Source organism: Klebsiella sp. MPUS7 (assembly GCF_009905335.1).
Taxonomy (GTDB): domain Bacteria; phylum Pseudomonadota; class Gammaproteobacteria; order Enterobacterales; family Enterobacteriaceae; genus Klebsiella; species Klebsiella grimontii.
This window is the reverse complement of the sequence record NZ_CP047604.1, coordinates 4,098,885-4,117,190: the sequence shown is the minus strand read 5'-3', so window position 1 is coordinate 4,117,190 and position 18,306 is coordinate 4,098,885. Positions and strand designations below refer to the sequence as shown.

20 protein-coding genes are annotated in these 18,306 nt (G+C 55.7%); 4 read left to right on the top strand and 16 right to left on the bottom strand.

Annotated elements, in window-relative coordinates; genetic code table 11:
- Positions 1-115: 115 nt before the first annotated feature.
- Positions 116-325: a transcription antiterminator/RNA stability regulator CspE gene (cspE, locus tag GUC22_RS19310; protein WP_004100146.1), complete on the top strand. Its 210-nt coding sequence runs from the start codon at positions 116-118 to the stop codon at positions 323-325.
- A gap of 57 nt (positions 326-382) precedes the next feature.
- Here cspE and crcB read toward each other — a convergent pair whose 3' ends face one another.
- A complete protein-coding gene (gene crcB / locus GUC22_RS19305; RefSeq protein ID WP_154955058.1) occupies positions 383-766 on the bottom strand; it encodes a fluoride efflux transporter CrcB in 384 nt (127 codons plus the stop codon).
- A 91-nt stretch (positions 767-857) separates the two neighbouring features.
- Between crcB and GUC22_RS19300 the strand changes: the two genes are divergently transcribed.
- Both GUC22_RS19300 and tatE read left to right on the top strand, forming a co-directional pair.
- Complete coding sequence (locus GUC22_RS19300; protein ID WP_154932596.1) at positions 858-1,646, top strand: deaminated glutathione amidase; 789 nt, start codon at positions 858-860, stop codon at positions 1,644-1,646.
- A 127-nt stretch (positions 1,647-1,773) separates the two neighbouring features.
- Positions 1,774-1,977, top strand: a complete 204-nt coding sequence (gene tatE, locus GUC22_RS19295; RefSeq protein ID WP_004100149.1) for a twin-arginine translocase subunit TatE — start codon at positions 1,774-1,776, stop codon at positions 1,975-1,977.
- A gap of 222 nt (positions 1,978-2,199) precedes the next feature.
- Here the strand turns inward: tatE and lipA are convergent, their stop codons facing one another.
- From lipA to leuS, 15 genes are all read right to left on the bottom strand, one after another.
- The gene (gene lipA, locus GUC22_RS19290; protein WP_004130412.1) at positions 2,200-3,165 is read right to left on the bottom strand and encodes a lipoyl synthase; all 966 of its coding nucleotides are present in this window, start codon (positions 3,163-3,165) and stop codon (positions 2,200-2,202) included.
- 186 nt (positions 3,166-3,351) lie between these two features.
- The gene (locus GUC22_RS19285) at positions 3,352-4,305 is read right to left on the bottom strand and encodes a YbeF family transcriptional regulator (RefSeq protein WP_004134190.1); all 954 of its coding nucleotides are present in this window, start codon (positions 4,303-4,305) and stop codon (positions 3,352-3,354) included.
- A 137-nt stretch (positions 4,306-4,442) separates the two neighbouring features.
- The gene (gene lipB, locus GUC22_RS19280) at positions 4,443-5,087 is read right to left on the bottom strand and encodes a lipoyl(octanoyl) transferase LipB (RefSeq protein ID WP_024358813.1); all 645 of its coding nucleotides are present in this window, start codon (positions 5,085-5,087) and stop codon (positions 4,443-4,445) included.
- Between the two features lie 91 nt (positions 5,088-5,178).
- On the bottom strand, positions 5,179-5,442 hold the full coding sequence (gene ybeD / locus GUC22_RS19275) for a DUF493 family protein YbeD (RefSeq protein ID WP_004100153.1): 264 nt from the start codon (positions 5,440-5,442) through the stop codon (positions 5,179-5,181).
- A gap of 106 nt (positions 5,443-5,548) precedes the next feature.
- Positions 5,549-6,748: a D-alanyl-D-alanine carboxypeptidase DacA gene (dacA, locus tag GUC22_RS19270; protein WP_004134186.1), complete on the bottom strand. Its 1,200-nt coding sequence runs from the start codon at positions 6,746-6,748 to the stop codon at positions 5,549-5,551.
- Positions 6,749-6,890: 142 nt separating this feature from the next.
- Positions 6,891-7,991: an endolytic peptidoglycan transglycosylase RlpA gene (gene rlpA / locus GUC22_RS19265; protein WP_004134184.1), complete on the bottom strand. Its 1,101-nt coding sequence runs from the start codon at positions 7,989-7,991 to the stop codon at positions 6,891-6,893.
- Positions 7,992-8,001: 10 nt separating this feature from the next.
- Complete coding sequence (mrdB, locus tag GUC22_RS19260) at positions 8,002-9,114, bottom strand: peptidoglycan glycosyltransferase MrdB (RefSeq protein WP_004100156.1); 1,113 nt, start codon at positions 9,112-9,114, stop codon at positions 8,002-8,004.
- The gene (gene mrdA / locus GUC22_RS19255) at positions 9,114-11,015 is read right to left on the bottom strand and encodes a peptidoglycan DD-transpeptidase MrdA (RefSeq protein WP_004130417.1); all 1,902 of its coding nucleotides are present in this window, start codon (positions 11,013-11,015) and stop codon (positions 9,114-9,116) included. The genes mrdB and mrdA overlap by 1 nt, the downstream gene beginning before the upstream one ends.
- A 27-nt stretch (positions 11,016-11,042) precedes the next feature.
- Entirely contained in the window at positions 11,043-11,510 is a 468-nt protein-coding gene (gene rlmH, locus GUC22_RS19250) for a 23S rRNA (pseudouridine(1915)-N(3))-methyltransferase RlmH (protein WP_004100160.1), read from the bottom strand.
- Between the two features lie 3 nt (positions 11,511-11,513).
- A complete protein-coding gene (rsfS, locus tag GUC22_RS19245; RefSeq protein ID WP_004100162.1) occupies positions 11,514-11,831 on the bottom strand; it encodes a ribosome silencing factor in 318 nt (105 codons plus the stop codon).
- A gap of 221 nt (positions 11,832-12,052) precedes the next feature.
- The gene (locus GUC22_RS19240; RefSeq protein WP_160183724.1) at positions 12,053-12,682 is read right to left on the bottom strand and encodes an adenosylcobalamin/alpha-ribazole phosphatase; all 630 of its coding nucleotides are present in this window, start codon (positions 12,680-12,682) and stop codon (positions 12,053-12,055) included.
- A gap of 46 nt (positions 12,683-12,728) precedes the next feature.
- Positions 12,729-13,379: a nicotinate-nucleotide adenylyltransferase gene (gene nadD / locus GUC22_RS19235; RefSeq protein ID WP_049085343.1), complete on the bottom strand. Its 651-nt coding sequence runs from the start codon at positions 13,377-13,379 to the stop codon at positions 12,729-12,731.
- Entirely contained in the window at positions 13,372-14,403 is a 1,032-nt protein-coding gene (gene holA, locus GUC22_RS19230; RefSeq protein WP_004134178.1) for a DNA polymerase III subunit delta, read from the bottom strand. Before holA ends, nadD begins: the two co-directional genes overlap by 8 nt.
- Positions 14,403-14,993 carry an LPS assembly lipoprotein LptE gene (gene lptE, locus GUC22_RS19225; RefSeq protein WP_004134176.1) on the bottom strand — a complete coding sequence of 197 codons (591 nt, stop codon included), beginning with the start codon at positions 14,991-14,993 and terminating at the stop codon, positions 14,403-14,405. Before lptE ends, holA begins: the two co-directional genes overlap by 1 nt.
- A gap of 14 nt (positions 14,994-15,007) precedes the next feature.
- Complete coding sequence (gene leuS, locus GUC22_RS19220) at positions 15,008-17,590, bottom strand: leucine--tRNA ligase (RefSeq protein WP_024358809.1); 2,583 nt, start codon at positions 17,588-17,590, stop codon at positions 15,008-15,010.
- Between the two features lie 226 nt (positions 17,591-17,816).
- Here leuS and GUC22_RS19215 point away from each other — a divergent pair, with 226 nt between their 5' ends.
- The gene (locus tag GUC22_RS19215) at positions 17,817-18,299 is read left to right on the top strand and encodes a zinc ribbon-containing protein (RefSeq protein WP_098067093.1); all 483 of its coding nucleotides are present in this window, start codon (positions 17,817-17,819) and stop codon (positions 18,297-18,299) included.
- Positions 18,300-18,306 lie beyond the last annotated feature (7 nt).

Below are 18,306 nucleotides of genomic sequence, written 5' to 3'. Positions count from 1 at the left end.
GATAGAGACTTTTATCACTTTTTAGCAAAGTTGCGCTGGACAAAAGGTACCACAATTGGTGTACTGATACCCGACACAGTATTAGTGTCGATTTTTTCATATAAAGGTAATTTTGATGTCTAAGATTAAAGGTAACGTTAAGTGGTTTAATGAGTCCAAAGGATTCGGTTTCATTACTCCGGAAGATGGCAGCAAAGATGTATTCGTACATTTCTCTGCAATCCAGTCCAACGGTTTCAAAACTCTGGCTGAAGGTCAGCGCGTAGAGTTCGAAATCACTAACGGTGCCAAAGGCCCTTCTGCTGCAAACGTAATGCCTATCTAAGCAACGCGTCAGTAGAATATAAAAACCCGCTCATGGCGGGTTTTTTTTTGCCTGCGGTTAGCGGCTGGCGGTATGAGAGAACAGCCAGAACGCAGCGGCGGTCATGGCAAATGAGCCTAATAAGTTGACGAGTACGTTGAGTAACGCCCAGCTAAAGCGCCCCTGCTGCAGGAGAAACACCACCTCGGCGGAGAAAGTGGAGAAGGTGGTCAGCCCGCCGCAAAAGCCAGTGGTGATAAGCAGCTTCCACATCGGATCGATATCCGTCAGGCGATTAAACCATGCCAGCCCTGCGCCGATAATAAAAGCGCCCAGCAGGTTAGCGGTGAGCGTACCAATGGGGATAGCATGATGCATGGGGTTAAACTTCATACCCAGCCACCAGCGCAAAACGCTGCCGGTGCCGCCGCCAAGAAACACAGCCAAAAGGAGTTGCAACACGGTCATTCCCTGTTTATTGATCGAGACTAAACTTCGAGTGTAGCGCGCGAAAGACCTCACTGGCTACGACTAACCTGATGGGAGAGAAAAGATGCTTGTTGCTGCCGGACAATTTGCCGTAACGCCGGACTGGACGGGAAACGCGCAGACCTGCGTCAGCATGATGCGCCAGGCCGCGGAGCGGGGGGCGTCGCTTCTGGTTCTGCCTGAGGCGTTGCTGGCGCGAGACGATAACGATGCGGATTTATCGGTTAAATCCGCCCAGCAGCTGGATGGCGGCTTCTTACAGCTCTTGCTGGCGGAGAGCGAAAACAGCGCGTTGACGACGGTGCTGACCCTGCATATCCCTTCCGGCGAAGGTCGAGCGACGAATACGCTGGTGGCCCTGCGTCAGGGGAAGATTGTGGCGCAATACCAGAAACTGCATCTCTATGATGCGTTCAATATCCAGGAATCCAGGCTGGTCGATGCCGGGCGGCAAATTCCGCCGCTGATCGAAGTCGATGGGATGCGCGTCGGGCTGATGACCTGCTACGATTTACGTTTCCCTGAGCTGGCCCTGTCGTTAGCGCTCAGCGGCGCGCAGCTCATAGTGTTGCCTGCCGCGTGGGTAAAAGGGCCGCTGAAGGAACATCACTGGGCGACGCTGCTGGCGGCGCGGGCGCTGGATACAACCTGCTATATTGTCGCCGCAGGAGAGTGCGGGACGCGTAATATCGGTCAAAGCCGTATTATCGACCCCTTAGGGACAACGCTTGCCGGGGCGGGAGAGCGGCCGCAGTTGATTTTTGCCGAACTTTCAGCTGATTATATTCAGCAGGTACGCGAGCGCCTGCCGGTGTTGCGCAATCGCCGCTTTGCGCCACCGCAATTATTATGACGTTTTTTTAAACAAGACTTGATTCACCTTGTTACAGATTGCTATTGTGTCCGCGCGTCAAATAGCCGTTAATTGTATGCGTGTATGATGGCGTATTCGCAGCTTGTATTAGAGAAGAAGGTTAGCTATGGGTGAGATTAGTATTACCAAACTGCTGGTAGTCGCAGCGCTGATTATCCTGGTGTTTGGTACCAAAAAGTTACGCACGCTGGGTGGAGACCTGGGCTCGGCTATCAAAGGCTTTAAAAAAGCCATGAGCGATGACGATGACAGTGCGAAGAAGACCAGTGCTGAAGAAGCGCCGGCACAGAAGCTCTCTCATAAAGAGTAATTCGCGACGAGTTTCCTGATGAAGGAGGCTCGCTTCCGACGGGGAGACCGCGTCGGCAAAGAGGCCGCAGCGTTAACGCTGCGGCCTCTTTATGTTATATGCACGAAGTTTCGCCGAAAAAGATGCAACCAACTGTTACCGCGTCGGGTTTTTTACTGAGTAATGGAATGCATCGGCAGGATGGGCCGCAGCGCGAAAAATATTACGCCGCGGCCGGAGGGGTTACTTCACTTCCATGCCTTTGGCCTGCAGGTCGGCATGATACGACGAACGAACGAACGGGCCGCAGGCAGCATGGGTAAAGCCCATGGCCATCGCTTCGGCTTTCATCTCTTCGAACTCATCCGGGCTCACGTAGCGCTGTACCGGCAGGTGATGGCGGCTCGGCTGCAAATACTGGCCTAACGTTAGCATGGTGACGCCGTGGCGACGCAGATCGCGCATCACTTCAACGATTTCAGCGTTGGTTTCGCCTAAACCAACCATCAGGCCTGATTTCGTCGGGATCTCTGGATGCGCTTCTTTAAAGCGTTCCAGCAGCTTCAGCGACCAGTTGTAGTCGGCGCCCGGGCGTACCTGGCGATACAGGCGCGGCACGTTTTCCAGGTTATGGTTAAACACGTCCGGCGGCGTCGCCTGGAGGATTTCCAGCGCACGATCCATACGGCCGCGGAAGTCCGGTACCAGGGTTTCAATTTTAATCGTCGGGCTTTTTTCACGAATCGCTTTGATGCAGTCGGCAAAGTGCTGAGCGCCGCCATCGCGCAGATCGTCACGATCCACGGAAGTCACCACCACATAGCGCAGCGCCATATCGGCGATGGTTTGCGCCAGCTTCTGCGGCTCGTTGGCGTCCGGCGTCACCGGGCGACCGTGGGCAACATCGCAGAACGGGCAACGGCGGGTACAGATGGCGCCCAGAATCATAAAGGTTGCCGTTCCGTGGTTAAAACATTCCGCGAGGTTGGGGCAAGAGGCTTCTTCGCACACGGAGTGCAGGCCGTTCTTACGCATCGCTGCCTTGATCCCCTGGATACGGGACGAGTCAGCCGGAAGTTTGATTTTCATCCATTCCGGTTTTCTGAGCAGAGCTTCACGCTCAGTTGCCACGTTTTTCACCGGGATAAGGGCCATTTTATCGGCATCGCGGTATTTAACACCGCGTTCCATCACAATGGGTTTACTCATAGCGTGCGTGTTCCAGTTGCGAGTGACGAAGGAAAGCGAATCAATTCAAGTAAATGTTGCATTTATCAACTATTTTTGAATTAAACGCAGGCAGTATATCATTGATACGGGGGATAAAGCAGCCTGCTGGCCGGCAAATTGTAAAATAGTTGTTGTTTTATGCTTTTCCCTCACGTGCTTTATCGACTAAAAAGCCTGGCGAATCGTCTCGACGATCTCTTTCAACAAGGGCTCCTGCGCGCTGAGCTTGTTATAGTGCAGCGCAATATCAATTCTTTCTTCCCGTAGAGGCGGAAAATCGATCATTTTTAAGGGCCAAATCTTCTCGACCAGCGAGAACATTCCGGACGTGATTAGCCCCAGCATATCGCTGTCGTTGACCAGGGCTGCCTGAGTTAACAGATTGTAGCTGCTGAACCCATAGCGACGTTCGCCGAGATGCTCCTGCAGGTGGCGCAGGATGGTCGTATAGCGCTGGCCTTCAGGCTGCAGAAGCGCGAATTCATATTGACTCAGGTTTGCTGAGGTTGCCGGCAGCGCCAGGGCCGGATGCCCTGCCCGGCAGAAGATATGTACGCTATCCTGAAACAGCACATGGTGCGTAATCGCCTGCCCGCTATGGGGGAAGCTGTCAATCAGCAGGTCAACCTGACGCTGGTTTAACTGGCTGGCCGCGTCGGTGATGGCGACATTGTGCAGCAAAATCTGGGGAAAGACGCTCCGCAGCTGTCTGGTGATAACCGGCATGATCAACGCGCCAATGGCCGGCGAGGTAGCCACGGTTATCACCCGCTCGCTACGGGTATTTCCGGTTAAATCCAGGGCGTTGAGAAATGCTTCCATACCCTGGCTAATATGCTTATGAAGATGCGAGGCATAAGCCGTTGGCGTCACGCCCTGGCCCTTACGGATAAAAAGCGGGTCAGGGAAGAGGGCGCGCAGTTTGTTGATGGACTGACTAATCGCAGAGGGCGTGATATTCAGTATTTTGGCCGCGTTGACGATACCTTTATGGACGTAAACCGCTTCAAAAATAGTGAGTAAATTGAGATCAATATTACGCAGAATGCGAAACATCTGTCGATCGTGGCGATCGTCAAGGCGTTCGGTTGGTTCTGGCTGAGAGTTATTTTCGTCCACTCTATATTTCCGCTAGTGATGATTAGCACCATTATAGCGGGCACAATGATTTTATTAGTGATAATTGATTGCAAAAATAAAGACTTAATCCAGCCTGATGGAAAAATGTGACGTCCCGCGCTCACGGGACGTGATGGCTAGCGGGATTGAATAAATTCCGCCGGCGGATCGTTCAGTAAAGCCAGCAAATTGGCGGCGAGGCGTGGCGCGACGGTATCCGTACGAGCATCAGGCCGCCACTGGCGCATCTGCGTCATCTCCATTCCGGCATAACCGCATGGGTTAATCCTGAGGAATGGTGACAGATCCATGTTGATATTCAGCGCCAGACCGTGGAATGAGCAACCTTTGCGGATGCGCAAACCCAGAGAGCAGATCTTCTGTTCGCCCACGTAGACGCCGGGCGCGTCTGCCCGCGGGTGCGATTCAATACCATACTCCGCCAGGGTGTTAACGACAGTTTGCTCTAAAAGAGTCACCAGCTCACGCACGCCCAGCTTGCGGCGTTTAAGATTCAGCAGAACGTACATCACCTGCTGTCCGGGGCCATGATAGGTGACCTGTCCGCCGCGATCGCTCTGAATTACCGGGATTTCGCCGGGAACGAGAACATGCTCGGCTTTGCCTGCCTGCCCCTGAGTGAATACCGGATGATGCTCCACCAGCCAGATTTCATCCAGGGTGGCATCGTCGCGACTATCGGTAAACTCATGCATTGCCTGCGAGACAGGTTCGTAAGGTTGCAGGCCGAGCTGGCGGATGAGGATTTTATTGTGCTGCAAAACAACGTCTCCGCAGAGAGAGAATGATTTGAGTGGGGGAGTATATCACAGCGAGAAAGACCCGGCGCAGGGCCGGGTCGGGGGAATCGATTTACAGCACCATCCGTACGATTTCAATATTGCCCAGTTCTTCATACAGGGTTTCTACCTGCTCAATGTGGGTTGCATTGATGGTAATAGAGACTGAGTGGTAGTTGCCTTTGCTGCTGGGTTTTACCGTCGGAGAGTAATCACCTGGTGCATGGCGCTGTACCACTTCAACCACCTGGTCAACCAGCTCCGGCAACGCCTGTCCCATTACTTTGTAAGTAAATGGAGTAGGGAATTCAAGCAGTTCGTTAAGTTTGGTTTTCATGTCAGCTCCGGTGTTACAACAAAAAATAATAACTCCCACGACGTGTGGGAGTTATCAGGATATCTAGTATATGGGGATGTAAATCACACTTTCAAGTGGTCGATTTTTAACCAAACCAGTGATGGAACATTAACTTAATGTAATCAATGATTTTGCCGAAGAAATTGCCTTCCGGGATTTCCTGCAGTACGACCAGAGGGCGCTGATCGATCGTTTTGCCATCCAGCTGGAAGTTAATCGTGCCGACCACCTGATTTTTCTGCAGCGGCGCATGCAGCTCGGCGTTATTTAGCACGTAGCTGGCCTTCAGATCTTTCATGCGGCCGCGCGGGATAGTCAGATAAACGTCTTTATCCACGCCGAGAGAGGCGCGATCGCTATCGCCGAACCAGGCGGGTTCAGAGGCGAACTCTTTACCGGCTTTAATCGGGTTAACGGTTTCGAAGAAGCGGAAGCCCCAGGTCAGCAGCTTTTTGCTTTCGGACTCGCGGCCTTTGTAAGTACGGCCGCCCATTACGGCGGAGATCAGGCGCATCTGGCCTTCGGTTGCGGAAGCCACGAGGTTATAGCCCGCTTTGTCGGTATGGCCGGTTTTAATCCCGTCGACGTTCAGGCTGTTGTCCCACAGTAGTCCGTTGCGGTTGAGCTGGCGAATACCGTTGAAGGTAAACTCTTTTTCTTTATAGATGGTGTATTCGTTCGGGACATCGCGCACCAGCGCCTGGCCAATAAGCGCCATGTCGCGCGCGGAGCTGAACTGACCATCGGCATCCAGGCCGTGAACGGTCTGGAAGTGGGTGTTTTTCAGGCCAAGGGCGTTAACGTAGTTGTTCATCAGGCTGACGAAGGCATCCTGGCTACCGGCGACGTAGTCGGCCATCGCCACGCAGGCGTCGTTGCCGGACTGCAGGTTGATACCGCGGATCAGCTGGGAAACCGGCACTTGCATACCCGGTTTAAGGAACATCAACGAGGAGCCTTTAAAGACCGGGTTGCCGGTCGCCCATGCGTCGTTACCCACGGTGACCAGATCGGACTCTTTAAACTTGCCCGCCTTCATGGCCTGACCAATCACATAGCTGGTCATCATCTTGGTCAGACTTGCCGGGTCACGGCGGGAGTCGGCGTTGTTTTCTGCCAGTACTTTGCCTGAGTTGTAATCGATAAGAATCCAGGATTCGGCGTCAATCTGCGGGGCGCCTGGGATCATAGTTTTGATATTCAGGTCATCGGCGCGGGCAGCGGAGGACAGCGCTGCCACGGAGAGCGCCGTAACGAGTAAACGAGCGGTAAAAGAGGTCTTCATGGTCTGAACAACGGCATCCGTGATGGAGTTAAAAAAGTGCCTTACTATAACAAACGCACTACGAACCAGCATCCGACATTGCGCACGACTTTGTTAATGACTTTGTCATGCGCAACGAGCAGGGGACGCGGGTGCGATGCCTTTAGTTGGCGCGAGTAATAAATGACTGCAGCTGAGCTTCGCTTTGCAGACGCTGCTGGATCGTGCTGGCCTGCGCTTTGCTGCTGAATGGGCCGAGCTGAATCCGCCATACCGCGCCGTTTTGCGTGACGCGGCCCGGGACGGAAAATTGCTGGCTCAGACGCTGCTGGTACTGCTGGGCGCGCGATTGATCGCTGACGGCGCCGACCTGCACGACGAAATCTCCGCCGGCGCTGGCTGCTGCGGCAGGCGTCACGGCGGCAGTGGCGGCTACGGCAGGCGCAACGCTGCCTTGTACTGAGCCTGGTGCGGTAACCGGCGCGGTTTGCACGACAGGCTCGCTGCCTTCCAGCACGCCGTTATTCAGCGGCGTCGGCGCGCCGAGGAAACCGCCGCTGCTAACCGGAGCGCCGGTAGTGTCTTCCGGCTTCAGGGTTGAGTTACTGATGGCGTGCACGTCAGTTTGTGCGGGTTGACTCATCCCCGCGCTGTTATCGCCGTCAAGATTCGGGCGGGCAGGCAGGGCATAGGTCTGTTTGGCCACTGTCGTACATGCCATCCCCGGACCGGAAAGCGAGCCGTCCGGCGCGACGACGATCGGATCGATGCGCACTTTGGTGTTATTCGAGGTATTGAGGCGATCGGCTGAGGCGCGCGACAGTGAAATCACGCGATCGTTACCGTAGGGGCCGCGATCGTTGATACGTACTACGATCATGCGGCCGTTCGCCAGGTTGGTGATCCGCGCGTAGCTTGGGATCGGCAGCGTGGGGTGGGCTGCGGTAAGCTGCGTGGGATCAAACGCTTCACCCGATGCGGTCAGATTGCTGTTAGGCTCGGCGTCGTAGATAGCTGCGAAGCCCGCCTGGGTGAAGTTAGAGGGATCCTGAACGATTTTATAGCTTTTGCCATCGCGTTCGTAATCCTGATTCGCCGTTGCGTTAGGCGTTTCATACTGCGGATCGGCGCCGCTAATTTCCACCGTCGGGCCATTGCAAACGGCCGGCTGTGGAGTGCTGACCGTTTTTTGTTGAACGTCTTCACCCGAACATGCCGCCAGCAGCCCTGCTGCTATGCAGATCCCCAGCCATTGCTTACGCATCGCGAACCCCTTACACGCTTTTCGACAACATTTTTCTGTGAGTATGGATCGACATAACGATACCAAACCCGGCCATCAATACGATTAGGGCAGAGCCCCCGTAGCTGACCAGCGGCAAAGGTACCCCCACCACCGGTAAAATACCACTTACCATACCAATATTTACGAAGACATAAACGAATAAAATCAACATTAAACCGCCGGCCATGACCCGGCCAAAGGTGGTTTGCGCCTGGGCGGCAATCCACAACCCGCGCATGATAAGCAGAATATAGAGCGCCAGCAGGATCAGCACGCCAATCAGCCCCAGCTCTTCCGCCAGTACGGCAAAGATAAAGTCGGTATGGCGTTCAGGCAGAAACTCCAGCTGCGACTGGGTTCCATGCAGCCAGCCTTTCCCGCGCAGCCCGCCGGAGCCGATGGCAATTTTTGACTGAATAATGTGGTACCCCGCGCCGAGCGGATCGGTTTCCGGGTCGAGCAGCATCATTACGCGCTGGCGCTGATAATCATGCATCAGGAAGAACCAGAGGATCGGAATAAAGGCGGCGACCAGCACCACGGCGATACCGATCAGACGCCAGCTCAGACCAGACAGAAAGAGCACGAATAGACCGGACAGGGCGACCAGAATCGAGGTCCCGAGGTCCGGCTGCGCGGCGACCAGCAGCGTGGGCAGGAAAATCAGCACCAGCGCGATAGCGGTATTTTTCAGCGATGGCGGGCAAACGTCGCGGTTGATAAAGCGCGCCACCATCAGCGGTACGGCTATTTTGGCGATTTCCGACGGCTGGAAGCGGACGATGCCGAGATCCAGCCAGCGCTGCGCCCCTTTAGAGATGGCGCCGAAGGCATCAACCGCCACCAGCAGGATAATACAGAATATATAGAGATAGGGCGCCCAGCCCTCATAGACCCGCGGCGGAATTTGCGCCATGACGATCATAATAACAATCCCCATGGCGATCTGGCCGATTTTACGCTCCATCATGCCCATGTCCTGACCGCTGGCGCTCCAGATAACCAGCGCGCTATAGGTCAGCAGCGCCAGCAGGATAAGCAGCATGGTGGGGTCGAGGTGGATTTTATCCCATAGCGATTTTTTATTCGGATTATCAGTCATTATTGATCCTCCCCAGCCGTTACCGCCGGGTTTTCACTCGGCAGGTTGGTGTTGTTATCGCCCAGCATTATATGATCGAGAATCTGACGCATAATGGTACCGACTGCCGGACCTGCGCCGCCGTTCTCAAGAATAATGGCCACGGCAACCTGGGGGTTGTTGTAAGGGGCAAACGCCGTCATCAGTTTATGGTCACGCAGGCGTTCAGCGATTCTGTGCGCGTTATAGGTCTCGTTGGCTTTCAGGCCGAAGACCTGAGCGGTACCCGATTTGGCCGCAATTTTATACGGCGCGCTGGCGAAGTATTTATGCGCGGTACCGTTGCCGCGGTTGGCGACGCCAAACATCCCGTCTTTGGCGATTTCCCAAAAACCAGAGTGAATATCGCCGACCGGCGGTTCATGGGGCTGAACCCACGGCACCGGTTTGCCGTCCTCCACCGTGCTCTGCAGCAGGTGCGGCACTTTAACCACACCGTCGTTAATCAGGATCATCAGCGCCTTGTTCATCTGGATAGGCGTTGCGGTCCAGTAGCCCTGTCCGATCCCGACCGGAATGGTATCGCCCTGGTACCAGGGTTTCTTGAAGCGCTTGAGCTTCCATTCGCGGGTCGGCATGTTGCCGGAGCGCTCTTCCGCCAGGTCAACGCCGGTATAGTGGCCATAGCCGAATTTGCCCATCCACTCCGACAGTCGATCGATACCCATATCGTAGGCAACCTGATAGAAGTAAGTATCGGCCGACTCTTCCAGCGCTTTAGTGACGTTCAGATGGCCGTGGCCCCACTTTTTCCAGTCGCGGTAGCGTTTATCCGAGCCGGGAAGCTGCCACCAGCCGGGGTCAAACAGGCTGGTGTTGCGGGTAATAACCCCGGCGCTGAGCGCCGAGACGGCCACGTAAGGCTTAACCGTTGATGCTGGTGGATAAACGCCCTGGGTCGCGCGGTTGACCAACGGCGTATTAGGATCGTTAAGCAGCCCGGAGTAGTCTTTGCTGGAAATACCATCAACGAACAGGTTGGGGTCGTAGCTTGGCGTCGAGACCAGCGCGAGGATGGCGCCGGTACGCGGGTCTGTGACCACGACCGCCGCGCGGCTGCCAGCCAGCAGCGTTTCAATATACTGCTGTAGCTTCAGGTCGAGCGTTAAATAGATATCGCGTCCGGCCTGCGGCGGAACCTCTTTCAGCTGGCGAATTACCCGGCCGCGGTTGTTTACTTCAACTTCTTCATAGCCGGTCTGCCCGTGCAGGACATCTTCGTAATAGCGTTCGATCCCCAGCTTGCCGATATCGTGCGTGGAGGCGTAGTTAGCCAGCTTTCCCTCTTTATCCAGGCGATCGACGTCTTTATCGTTAATTTTGGAGACGTAGCCGATAACGTGGGTCAGGGCTGAATTATAGGGATAGTAGCGGCGCTTATAGCCTTTGACTTCTACGCCGGGAAAACGGTACTGGTTAACCGCGAAACGGGCGACCTGTACTTCGCTGAGATTGACTTTCACCGGAATGGAGGTAAAGCGGTGGGAGCGGGCGCGCTCTTTTTTAAAGTTCGCTACATCGTCATCGGTGAGATCGATAACGTCGCGCAGCGCATCCAGCGTTTGCTGAACGTTGTCGACCTTCTCCGGCATCATTTCCAGCTGGTAAATCGTGCGGTTGAGCGCCAGCGGCGTGCCGTTGCGATCGTAGATAATGCCGCGGCTTGGCGGAATAGGGACCAGCTTGATGCGGTTTTCGTTTGAACGCGTTTGATAGTCGGTGTAACGCACAATCTGCACGTTATAAAGATTGGCGATCAATACGCCGGTAAGCAGCAAAATCCCCAAAAAAGCGACCAGCGCCCGGCGCACGAACAGCGAGGATTCAGCCGTATAGTCGCGGAAAGAATTCTGTAATTTCATTCGCTGCTTAGTCTACCCTGGTCATCATTACTCACGGTGGTAAGGGTGGTTGGTGGTAATGCTCCACGCCCGATACAGACTCTCGGCCACCAGTACGCGAACCAGCGGGTGAGGTAAGGTGAGCGTTGAGAGCGACCAACTTTGTTCCGCTGCCGCTTTGCAGGCGGGTGAAAGGCCTTCCGGGCCGCCGATGAGCAGACTGACGTCCCGGCCATCCTGTTTCCAGCGTTCCAGTTCGCGCGCCAGCTGCGGCGTATCCCATGGTTTCCCCGGAATATCCAGGGTGACGATGCGGTTTTTGCCTGCGGCCGCCAGCATCATTTCACCTTCTTTTTCCAGAATTCGCTTGATGTCGGCATTTTTGCCGCGTTTTCCGGCGGGGATTTCCACCAGTTCGAACGGCATATCTTTTGGAAAACGGCGCAGATATTCGCTAAAGCCGGTCTGAACCCAGTCCGGCATTTTGGTGCCAACGGCTACCAGGTGCAGCTTCACGCGTTAACTCCAGAGTTTTTCCAGCTCGTACAGACGACGGCTCTCTTCCTGCATGACGTGAACCATAACGTCGCCGAGATCGACGACAATCCAGTCCGCGGCGGCTTCGCCTTCAACGCCCAGCGGCAGCATACCGGCGGCGCGAGACTCTTGCACTACGTGGTCGGCGATGGACATAACATGGCGCGTAGAAGTGCCTGTGCAGATAACCATGCAATCGGTGATGCTGGATTTGCCATGAACGTCAATGGCAACGATGTCCTGACCTTTCAGGTCATCAATTTTGTCGATAACAAAATCCTGGAGTGCTTTACCCTGCAAGAGTTCCCCCTGGGTGTGTGAAGAGTGATAATAATAAACAGCCTGACAGTATACCTGAACTGGTAGCAAAATCGGGATAAATGTCGATAAATAGGCGGTTAAGGCCGCTATCATCCCATCCATCGCCGATGATTGCATCGCCATTTTTGTAAAACAATTTCTGCAAAGTTCAAATGGTAAATGCAGCCTGGCTGCGGAGAATAACAGCCTGCTTTGCCCTGTCAATGGTCTGCGCGCAATTCTTCTTCCGCCAGCCAAACTGCCTGGCTATTCAGCACGCGCAGGGTAGTGAAATCGGGCTGGAGATCGACAAGGCTCCACGCGCCGTGCTCGATGGGGAAGTGCCACATCGCCGAATCCGGCATATTCAGAAGTTGAGCGATTAACAGGCTAAGCACGCCCTGGTGGCCGACGATCAGCAGATGACTAAGTTCCCGGTGCTGAGGGAGGGCGGCGGTGAAGCCGGAGACGCGTTCGGCGAACGCCTGAAAGCCTTCACCGTTAGTGGGCGCCGCATGCTGCCAGTCGGCGCACCACGCGGCGTAGTTTCCCGCATCTTCATGCTGTAAATCGCGATGGTGGCGCATTTCCCAGTCGCCGAAGAACATTTCATTGAGCTCGGCGAAGGACTGGCGAGGGACGTCACGGTCGCCAAGCAGCAGGCTGGCCGTACGCTGGGTGCGCTCAAGTTCACTGCAAAACACGCGCTGAAAAGGAACGGCCTGCAGCCGCTTTCCCAGCGTTTGCGCTTGTCTGATTCCGCGTTCGGTTAAGGCTGTGGGAGCATGTCCGCTATAGAGGCCCGCGACGTTGGCCTCGGTCTCGCCATGACGAACTAACCATAACTTCATGATGACCCTCTCGAAAGGAGTCTATAAGACTCTCCTTGTGGCAAGGCTAGCAGTAGAGCTTCTGCTCATGGATATAGTCGAGCACGGTTTCCGGCAGCATGTCCGCGCAGGGCTCGCCAGCTTCAAGACGCTGGCGAATCAGGGTGGCAGAAATATCAAACCACGGCGTTTCGGCCAGGTAGATAACGCCCGCCGGGCTGCTATGCAGCCGCTCGACGTCATGAGTGAGATGTTTGTCCAGCCACTGCTGATCCTGCTCGCACGCCATGGTCAGCGGATAACCCGGGCGTCGGCAAACGATCAGATGTACGTTATCAAGAATGCTTTCATACTCGTGCCAGGTGGTAAAGGTGAGCAGCGAATCCTGGCCAATGATAAACGCCAGGGGGCGCTGTGGACCTTGCTCCTGGCGCCACTCGCGCAGGGTTTGCGCTGAATATGACGGCGTGTCGCGCTTAAGCTCACGATCGTCGAGGATAAACAGCGGCTTATCCGCGATGGCCAGCGCCAGCATATGCCTGCGTTGGTCGCTGGTGGCTTCGGGCTGCGGGCGGTGCGGCGGCACATTGTTGGGCACGATGGTGACTTTATTGAGGCCGATAAGGTTGGCCAGAATTTCCACCGGTTTAAGGTGACCGTAATGCACCGGATCGAAGGTGCCGCCGTACATCGCCTGTAACTGAGTCATATCAACCATCAATAAAAACGTCTGCCAGCGCTTTATGGCAGAGCAATAAAGAGAGACTTTCCAGCTCGGGCCATACGGAGTGCCCGTAATCCTGCTTGAAGGTAAGCTCCGCGCGGGTCAACAACGTGACGGCCTGACGCAGCTGGTCGGCGCTCAGGCGTGCCAGCGCGTCGCTGACCAGCTGGCGGCGGTTTTGCCATACGCGATGCTTGTCAAACAGCGAACGCAGCGGCGTATGGGCCGATTGCCGCTTCAGGTTGACCAGCAGCAGCAGCTCGCGCTGTAGGGTGCGCAGCAGGATAGCCGGCTCGCTGCCTTCCAGACGCAGCTGTTGCAGAACGTGGAGAACGCGCTTGCTTTTACCGGCCAGCAGCGCATCCACCCAGTGATAAGGTGTGAAATGCGCAGCATCATTCACGGCCTGCTCAACCCGCGGCAGCGTCAGTTTACCATCCGGCCACAGCAGCGAAAGGCGCTCAAGAGCCTGGGCCAACGCCAGCAGATTACCCTCATAGCAGTAGCACAGAAGCTGGCTGGCCGCGTCATCAAGCTGCAGATTATTCTGCTTTGCGCGCGCGGCGAGCCAGCGCGGCAGCTGGGCATATTCCGGCGTCTGGCAGCTAACCTGCACCGCCCGGCTGGTCAGCGCCGTCATCCACGCGGCGTTCTCCTGCGCTTTCGTTAGCTTATTACCGCGAACGATCAGCAGTAAATCGTCATGCAGCATGCCGACGAGCGTCGCAAGCTGTTCGTTAATTGCCGCATTAGGGCCATTATCGGGCAGGATCAGCAGCAGCGTCTGGCGGCTGGAAAACAGGCTCATGGCCTGACTTAACGAGAAGAGGGCGGGCCAGTCGGTACTGGCATCAACGGTGGCGGTGTGGTGTTCGATAAAGCCCTGGGTCGCGGCCGCTTCGCGGATGGCGTCCTGGCTCTCCTGCAGCAGCAGCGGATCGTTGCCAAGCAGCAGATAGGCCGCGCGCAGCCCTTCAGTGAGCTGCGCGCGGAGCTGTTCCGGGTACAACCGAATCATCAGTTACCCAGCGTGGTGGAGACGCGATTGCCGGAGGTGGAAGCGGCTGGGGTCGTGGCGACCGGCTTCTCATCCTCTTTGGTGGCTTCGACATCCGCAACGTGTACGCTCGGCAGCTTACGGATCAGCTGCTCTGCCGCTTTGTCGTACATTTCCTGAACGATCATGTCCTGCTCGGCATCTTTCGCTAACGCCGCCTGCGGGTTATCGAAGAACGAGCGGTAGACTTTGGTCGTGATGGGATAGATATCATGACCTGGGATCAGGACGCTGGCGTTTACCGTCATCACCATCTGATATTCCGCAGTACGGCCGTCCTGAAAAATAGACGCCGTATCTTTCTGAATGGACGATGTCTCCAGACGCAGGGAAGGAATATCCTTGCGCAGCGTACTGCTATCGACCAGTTCAACCCCGTTCAGACGCAGCTGATTACGGACGGCACGACTTAATGGACCATTAGGATCGCCCGACTGGAAGATCATGGTTTTCATTGCGGTCGGAACCTGCGTAGTGCTACGCAGGTGCCAGCCACAGCCGGCGGTGATTAACACCGCCAGAGATAACAACAATGTTGCCAGATATCGCACGCTTCCTCCTGCGCTTAGCCAACGACCAGATTGAGCAGTTTACCCGGAACGTAGATCACTTTACGTACGGTCACACCGTCGAGATATTTCGCAACCAGATGCTCCTGACCCGCACGCTCACGAACCTGCTCTTCGGTTGCATCCACCGCAACGGTAATCTTACCACGAACTTTACCATTTACCTGGACCACGACCAGAGTGGTGTCTTCAACCATCGCGCTTTCGTCAGCGACCGGCCACGGCGTGTTGTCAATATCGCCTTCGCCGCCCAGCTCCTGCCACAAGGTAAAGCTGGCATGCGGAGTGAACGGGTTGAGCATACGAACCACGGCCAGCAGGGCCTCACGCATCAGCGCGCGATCCTGTTCACCTTCCTGCGGCGCTTTCGCCAGCTTGTTCATCAGCTCCATAATCGCCGCAATCGCGGTGTTGAAGGTCTGACGACGGCCGATATCATCGGTCACTTTCGCGATCGTTTTGTGCACGTCGCGACGCAGCGCTTTTTGATCTTCGCTGAGGCTGGCAACGTCCAGCGCAGCGGCTTCGCCCTGGGAGGTATGTTCGTAGACCAGTTTCCAGACGCGTTTCAGGAAGCGGTTCGCACCTTCCACCCCGGATTCCTGCCACTCAAGCGTCATGTCGGCCGGAGAAGCGAACATCATAAACAGACGCACGGTGTCCGCGCCGTAGCGTTCAACCATTTCCTGCGGGTCGATGCCGTTGTTTTTCGACTTGGACATCTTGCTCATGCCGGTATAGACCAGCTCGCGGCCCTGTGGGTCGAAGGCTTTAACGATACGGCCCTTCTCGTCGCGCTCGGTAGTCGCTTCTTTCGGCGACACCCAGTTACGCTCGCCGTTTTCGCCAACGTAGTAGAAGGCATCCGCCAGCACCATCCCCTGGCAAAGCAGCTGTTTAGCCGGTTCGTCAGAGTTCACCATGCCCGCGTCGCGCATCAACTTGTGGAAGAAGCGGAAATAGAGCAGGTGCATAATGGCGTGTTCGATCCCGCCGATATAGATATCGACAGGCAGCCAGTAGTTCGCCGCTTCCGGGTCCAGCATACCCTGGTCGTACTGCGGGCAGGTGTAGCGCGCGTAGTACCAGGAGGACTCCATAAAGGTGTCAAAGGTATCGGTTTCGCGCAGCGCCGGCTGGCCGTTAACGGTGGTTTTCGCCCACTCCGGATCGGCTTTAATTGGGCTGGTGATCCCGTCCATCACGACATCTTCCGGCAGAATAACCGGCAGCTGATCTTCCGGCGTCGGCATCACGGTGCCGTCTTCAAGGGTGACCATTGGGATCGGCGCGCCCCAGTAGCGCTGACGGGAAACGCCCCAGTCGCGCAGGCGGTAGTTCACTTTACGTTCGCCGACGCCAAGAGACGCGAGCTTATCGGCGATAGCATTAAAGCCCGCCTCGTGATCCAGACCGTCGAACTCGCCAGAGTTAAACAATACGCCTTTTTCGGTCAGCGCCTGTTCAGAGAGGTCGGGCTCTGAGCCATCGGCGGCCAGGATAACCGGCTTGATGTTCAGACCGTATTTGCTGGCAAATTCGTAGTCGCGCTGATCGTGACCCGGGACGGCCATCACCGCGCCGGTGCCGTACTCCATCAGCACAAAGTTTGCCGCCCATACCGGGATCGCTTCGCCGGTCAGCGGGTGGATGGCTTTGTAGCCGGTATCGACGCCTTTTTTCTCCATGGTCGCCATATCGGCTTCGGCAACTTTGGTATTGCGGCATTCGTCGATAAAGGTCGCCAGCGCGGGGTTATTGGCGGCAGCCTGCTGCGCCAGCGGGTGGCCCGCAGCGACGGCAAGGTAGGTGCAGCCCATAAAGGTGTCCGGGCGGGTGGTGTAGACGGTCAGCTTGTCGGCGTAGTCGTTCACATCGAAGGAGATTTCGACGCCTTCGGAGCGGCCGATCCAGTTGCGCTGCATGGTTTTAACGGTGTCAGGCCAGTGATCCAGGTTATCCAGATCGTTCAGTAGCTCGTCAGCGTAGGCGGTGATTTTAATAAACCACTGCGGAATCTCTTTACGCTCGACTTTGGTGTCGCAGCGCCAGCAGCAGCCATCGATAACCTGCTCGTTCGCCAGTACGGTCTGGTCGTTCGGGCACCAGTTCACCGCGGAGGTTTTTTTGTAGACCAGGCCTTTTTTATACAGCTCGGTAAAGAACTTCTGCTCCCAGCGGTAGTATTCCGGGGTGCAGGTCGCCACTTCACGGCTCCAGTCATAGCCGAAGCCCAGCTTCTTCAGCTGGTTTTTCATGTAGGCGATGTTGTCATAGGTCCACGGGGCCGGCGCGGTGTTGTTTTTCACCGCTGCGCCTTCCGCAGGTAGGCCAAACGCATCCCAGCCGATAGGCTGCAGGACATTTTTGCCCAACATACGCTGGTAACGGGAAATCACGTCACCGATGGTATAGTTGCGCACGTGGCCCATGTGTAGTCGACCAGAAGGATAGGGAAGCATCGACAGGCAGTAATACTTCTCTTTGCTCTCGTCTTCGGTAACTTCAAAGGTACGCTTCTCGTCCCAGTGTTGCTGGACTTTTGATTCTATCTCTTCCGGGCGGTATTGCTCTTGCATGGCAGCCAGTGGTCCTGTTTTCAATACAGCTACAAAATGTAGCCAATGGATGTTTTATTTCAGATCGGCATAGCATAGCCCAAACGCCAACGTCAAAACAGCCTTTCACACACTTACCGAGATGAAAGCGGTAGAGAAAATTTCGCGACTCTGTGGCTTGGCTTGCAGAGCAATCCGCAGATAACGTCTACCATTATAAGAAGTTAACCACACCGGAGGCGAAAAGATGAACAAGGTTGCTCAATTCTACCGAGAGCTGGTGTCGACGCTCAGCGAGCGGTTACGCAATGGAGAACGCGATATTGACGCGCTGGTGGAGCAGGCCAGGGTCAGGATTAGCCAGTCCGGCGAGTTAACGCAGAGTGAAATCGACAACGTTATTCGCGCCGTCAGACGCGATCTGGAAGAGTTCGCCCTCAGCTATGAAGAGAGCCAGGATGAGCTAACGGACAGCGTCTTTATGCGGGTGATCAAAGAGAGCCTGTGGCAGGAGCTGGCGGATATTACCGACAAAACCCAGCTTGAGTGGCGCGAAGTGTTCCAGGACCTCAGCCACCACGGCGTTTATCATAGCGGCGAAGTGGTCGGGCTCGGCAATCTGGTGTGTGAGAAGTGCCATTACCATCTGCCGGTGTATACGCCGGATGTGCTGCCGCGTTGCCCCAAATGCGGGCACGATCAGTTCCAGCGTCGGCCATTTGAGCCCTAAACGATAA

Excerpts from the sequence above, each read along its gene's own strand:
- cspE (WP_004100146.1), top strand. The coding sequence starts at position 116 with ATGTCTAAGATTAAAGGTAACGTTAAGTGGTTTAATGAGTCCAAAGGA.
- GUC22_RS19300 (WP_154932596.1), top strand. The coding sequence starts at position 858 with ATGCTTGTTGCTGCCGGACAATTTGCCGTAACGCCGGACTGGACGGGA.
- tatE (WP_004100149.1), top strand. The coding sequence starts at position 1,774 with ATGGGTGAGATTAGTATTACCAAACTGCTGGTAGTCGCAGCGCTGATT.
- lipA (WP_004130412.1), bottom strand. The coding sequence starts at position 3,165 with ATGAGTAAACCCATTGTGATGGAACGCGGTGTTAAATACCGCGATGCC.
- ybeD (WP_004100153.1), bottom strand. The coding sequence starts at position 5,442 with ATGAAAACCAAACTTAACGAACTGCTTGAATTCCCTACTCCATTTACT.
- dacA (WP_004134186.1), bottom strand. The coding sequence starts at position 6,748 with ATGAAGACCTCTTTTACCGCTCGTTTACTCGTTACGGCGCTCTCCGTG.
- rlpA (WP_004134184.1), bottom strand. The coding sequence starts at position 7,991 with ATGCGTAAGCAATGGCTGGGGATCTGCATAGCAGCAGGGCTGCTGGCG.
- mrdB (WP_004100156.1), bottom strand. The coding sequence starts at position 9,114 with ATGACTGATAATCCGAATAAAAAATCGCTATGGGATAAAATCCACCTC.
- mrdA (WP_004130417.1), bottom strand. The coding sequence starts at position 11,015 with ATGAAATTACAGAATTCTTTCCGCGACTATACGGCTGAATCCTCGCTG.
- GUC22_RS19240 (WP_160183724.1), bottom strand. The coding sequence starts at position 12,682 with ATGAAGTTATGGTTAGTTCGTCATGGCGAGACCGAGGCCAACGTCGCG.
- nadD (WP_049085343.1), bottom strand. The coding sequence starts at position 13,379 with ATGGTTGATATGACTCAGTTACAGGCGATGTACGGCGGCACCTTCGAT.
- holA (WP_004134178.1), bottom strand. The coding sequence starts at position 14,403 with ATGATTCGGTTGTACCCGGAACAGCTCCGCGCGCAGCTCACTGAAGGG.
- leuS (WP_024358809.1), bottom strand. The coding sequence starts at position 17,590 with ATGCAAGAGCAATACCGCCCGGAAGAGATAGAATCAAAAGTCCAGCAA.
- GUC22_RS19215 (WP_098067093.1), top strand. The coding sequence starts at position 17,817 with ATGAACAAGGTTGCTCAATTCTACCGAGAGCTGGTGTCGACGCTCAGC.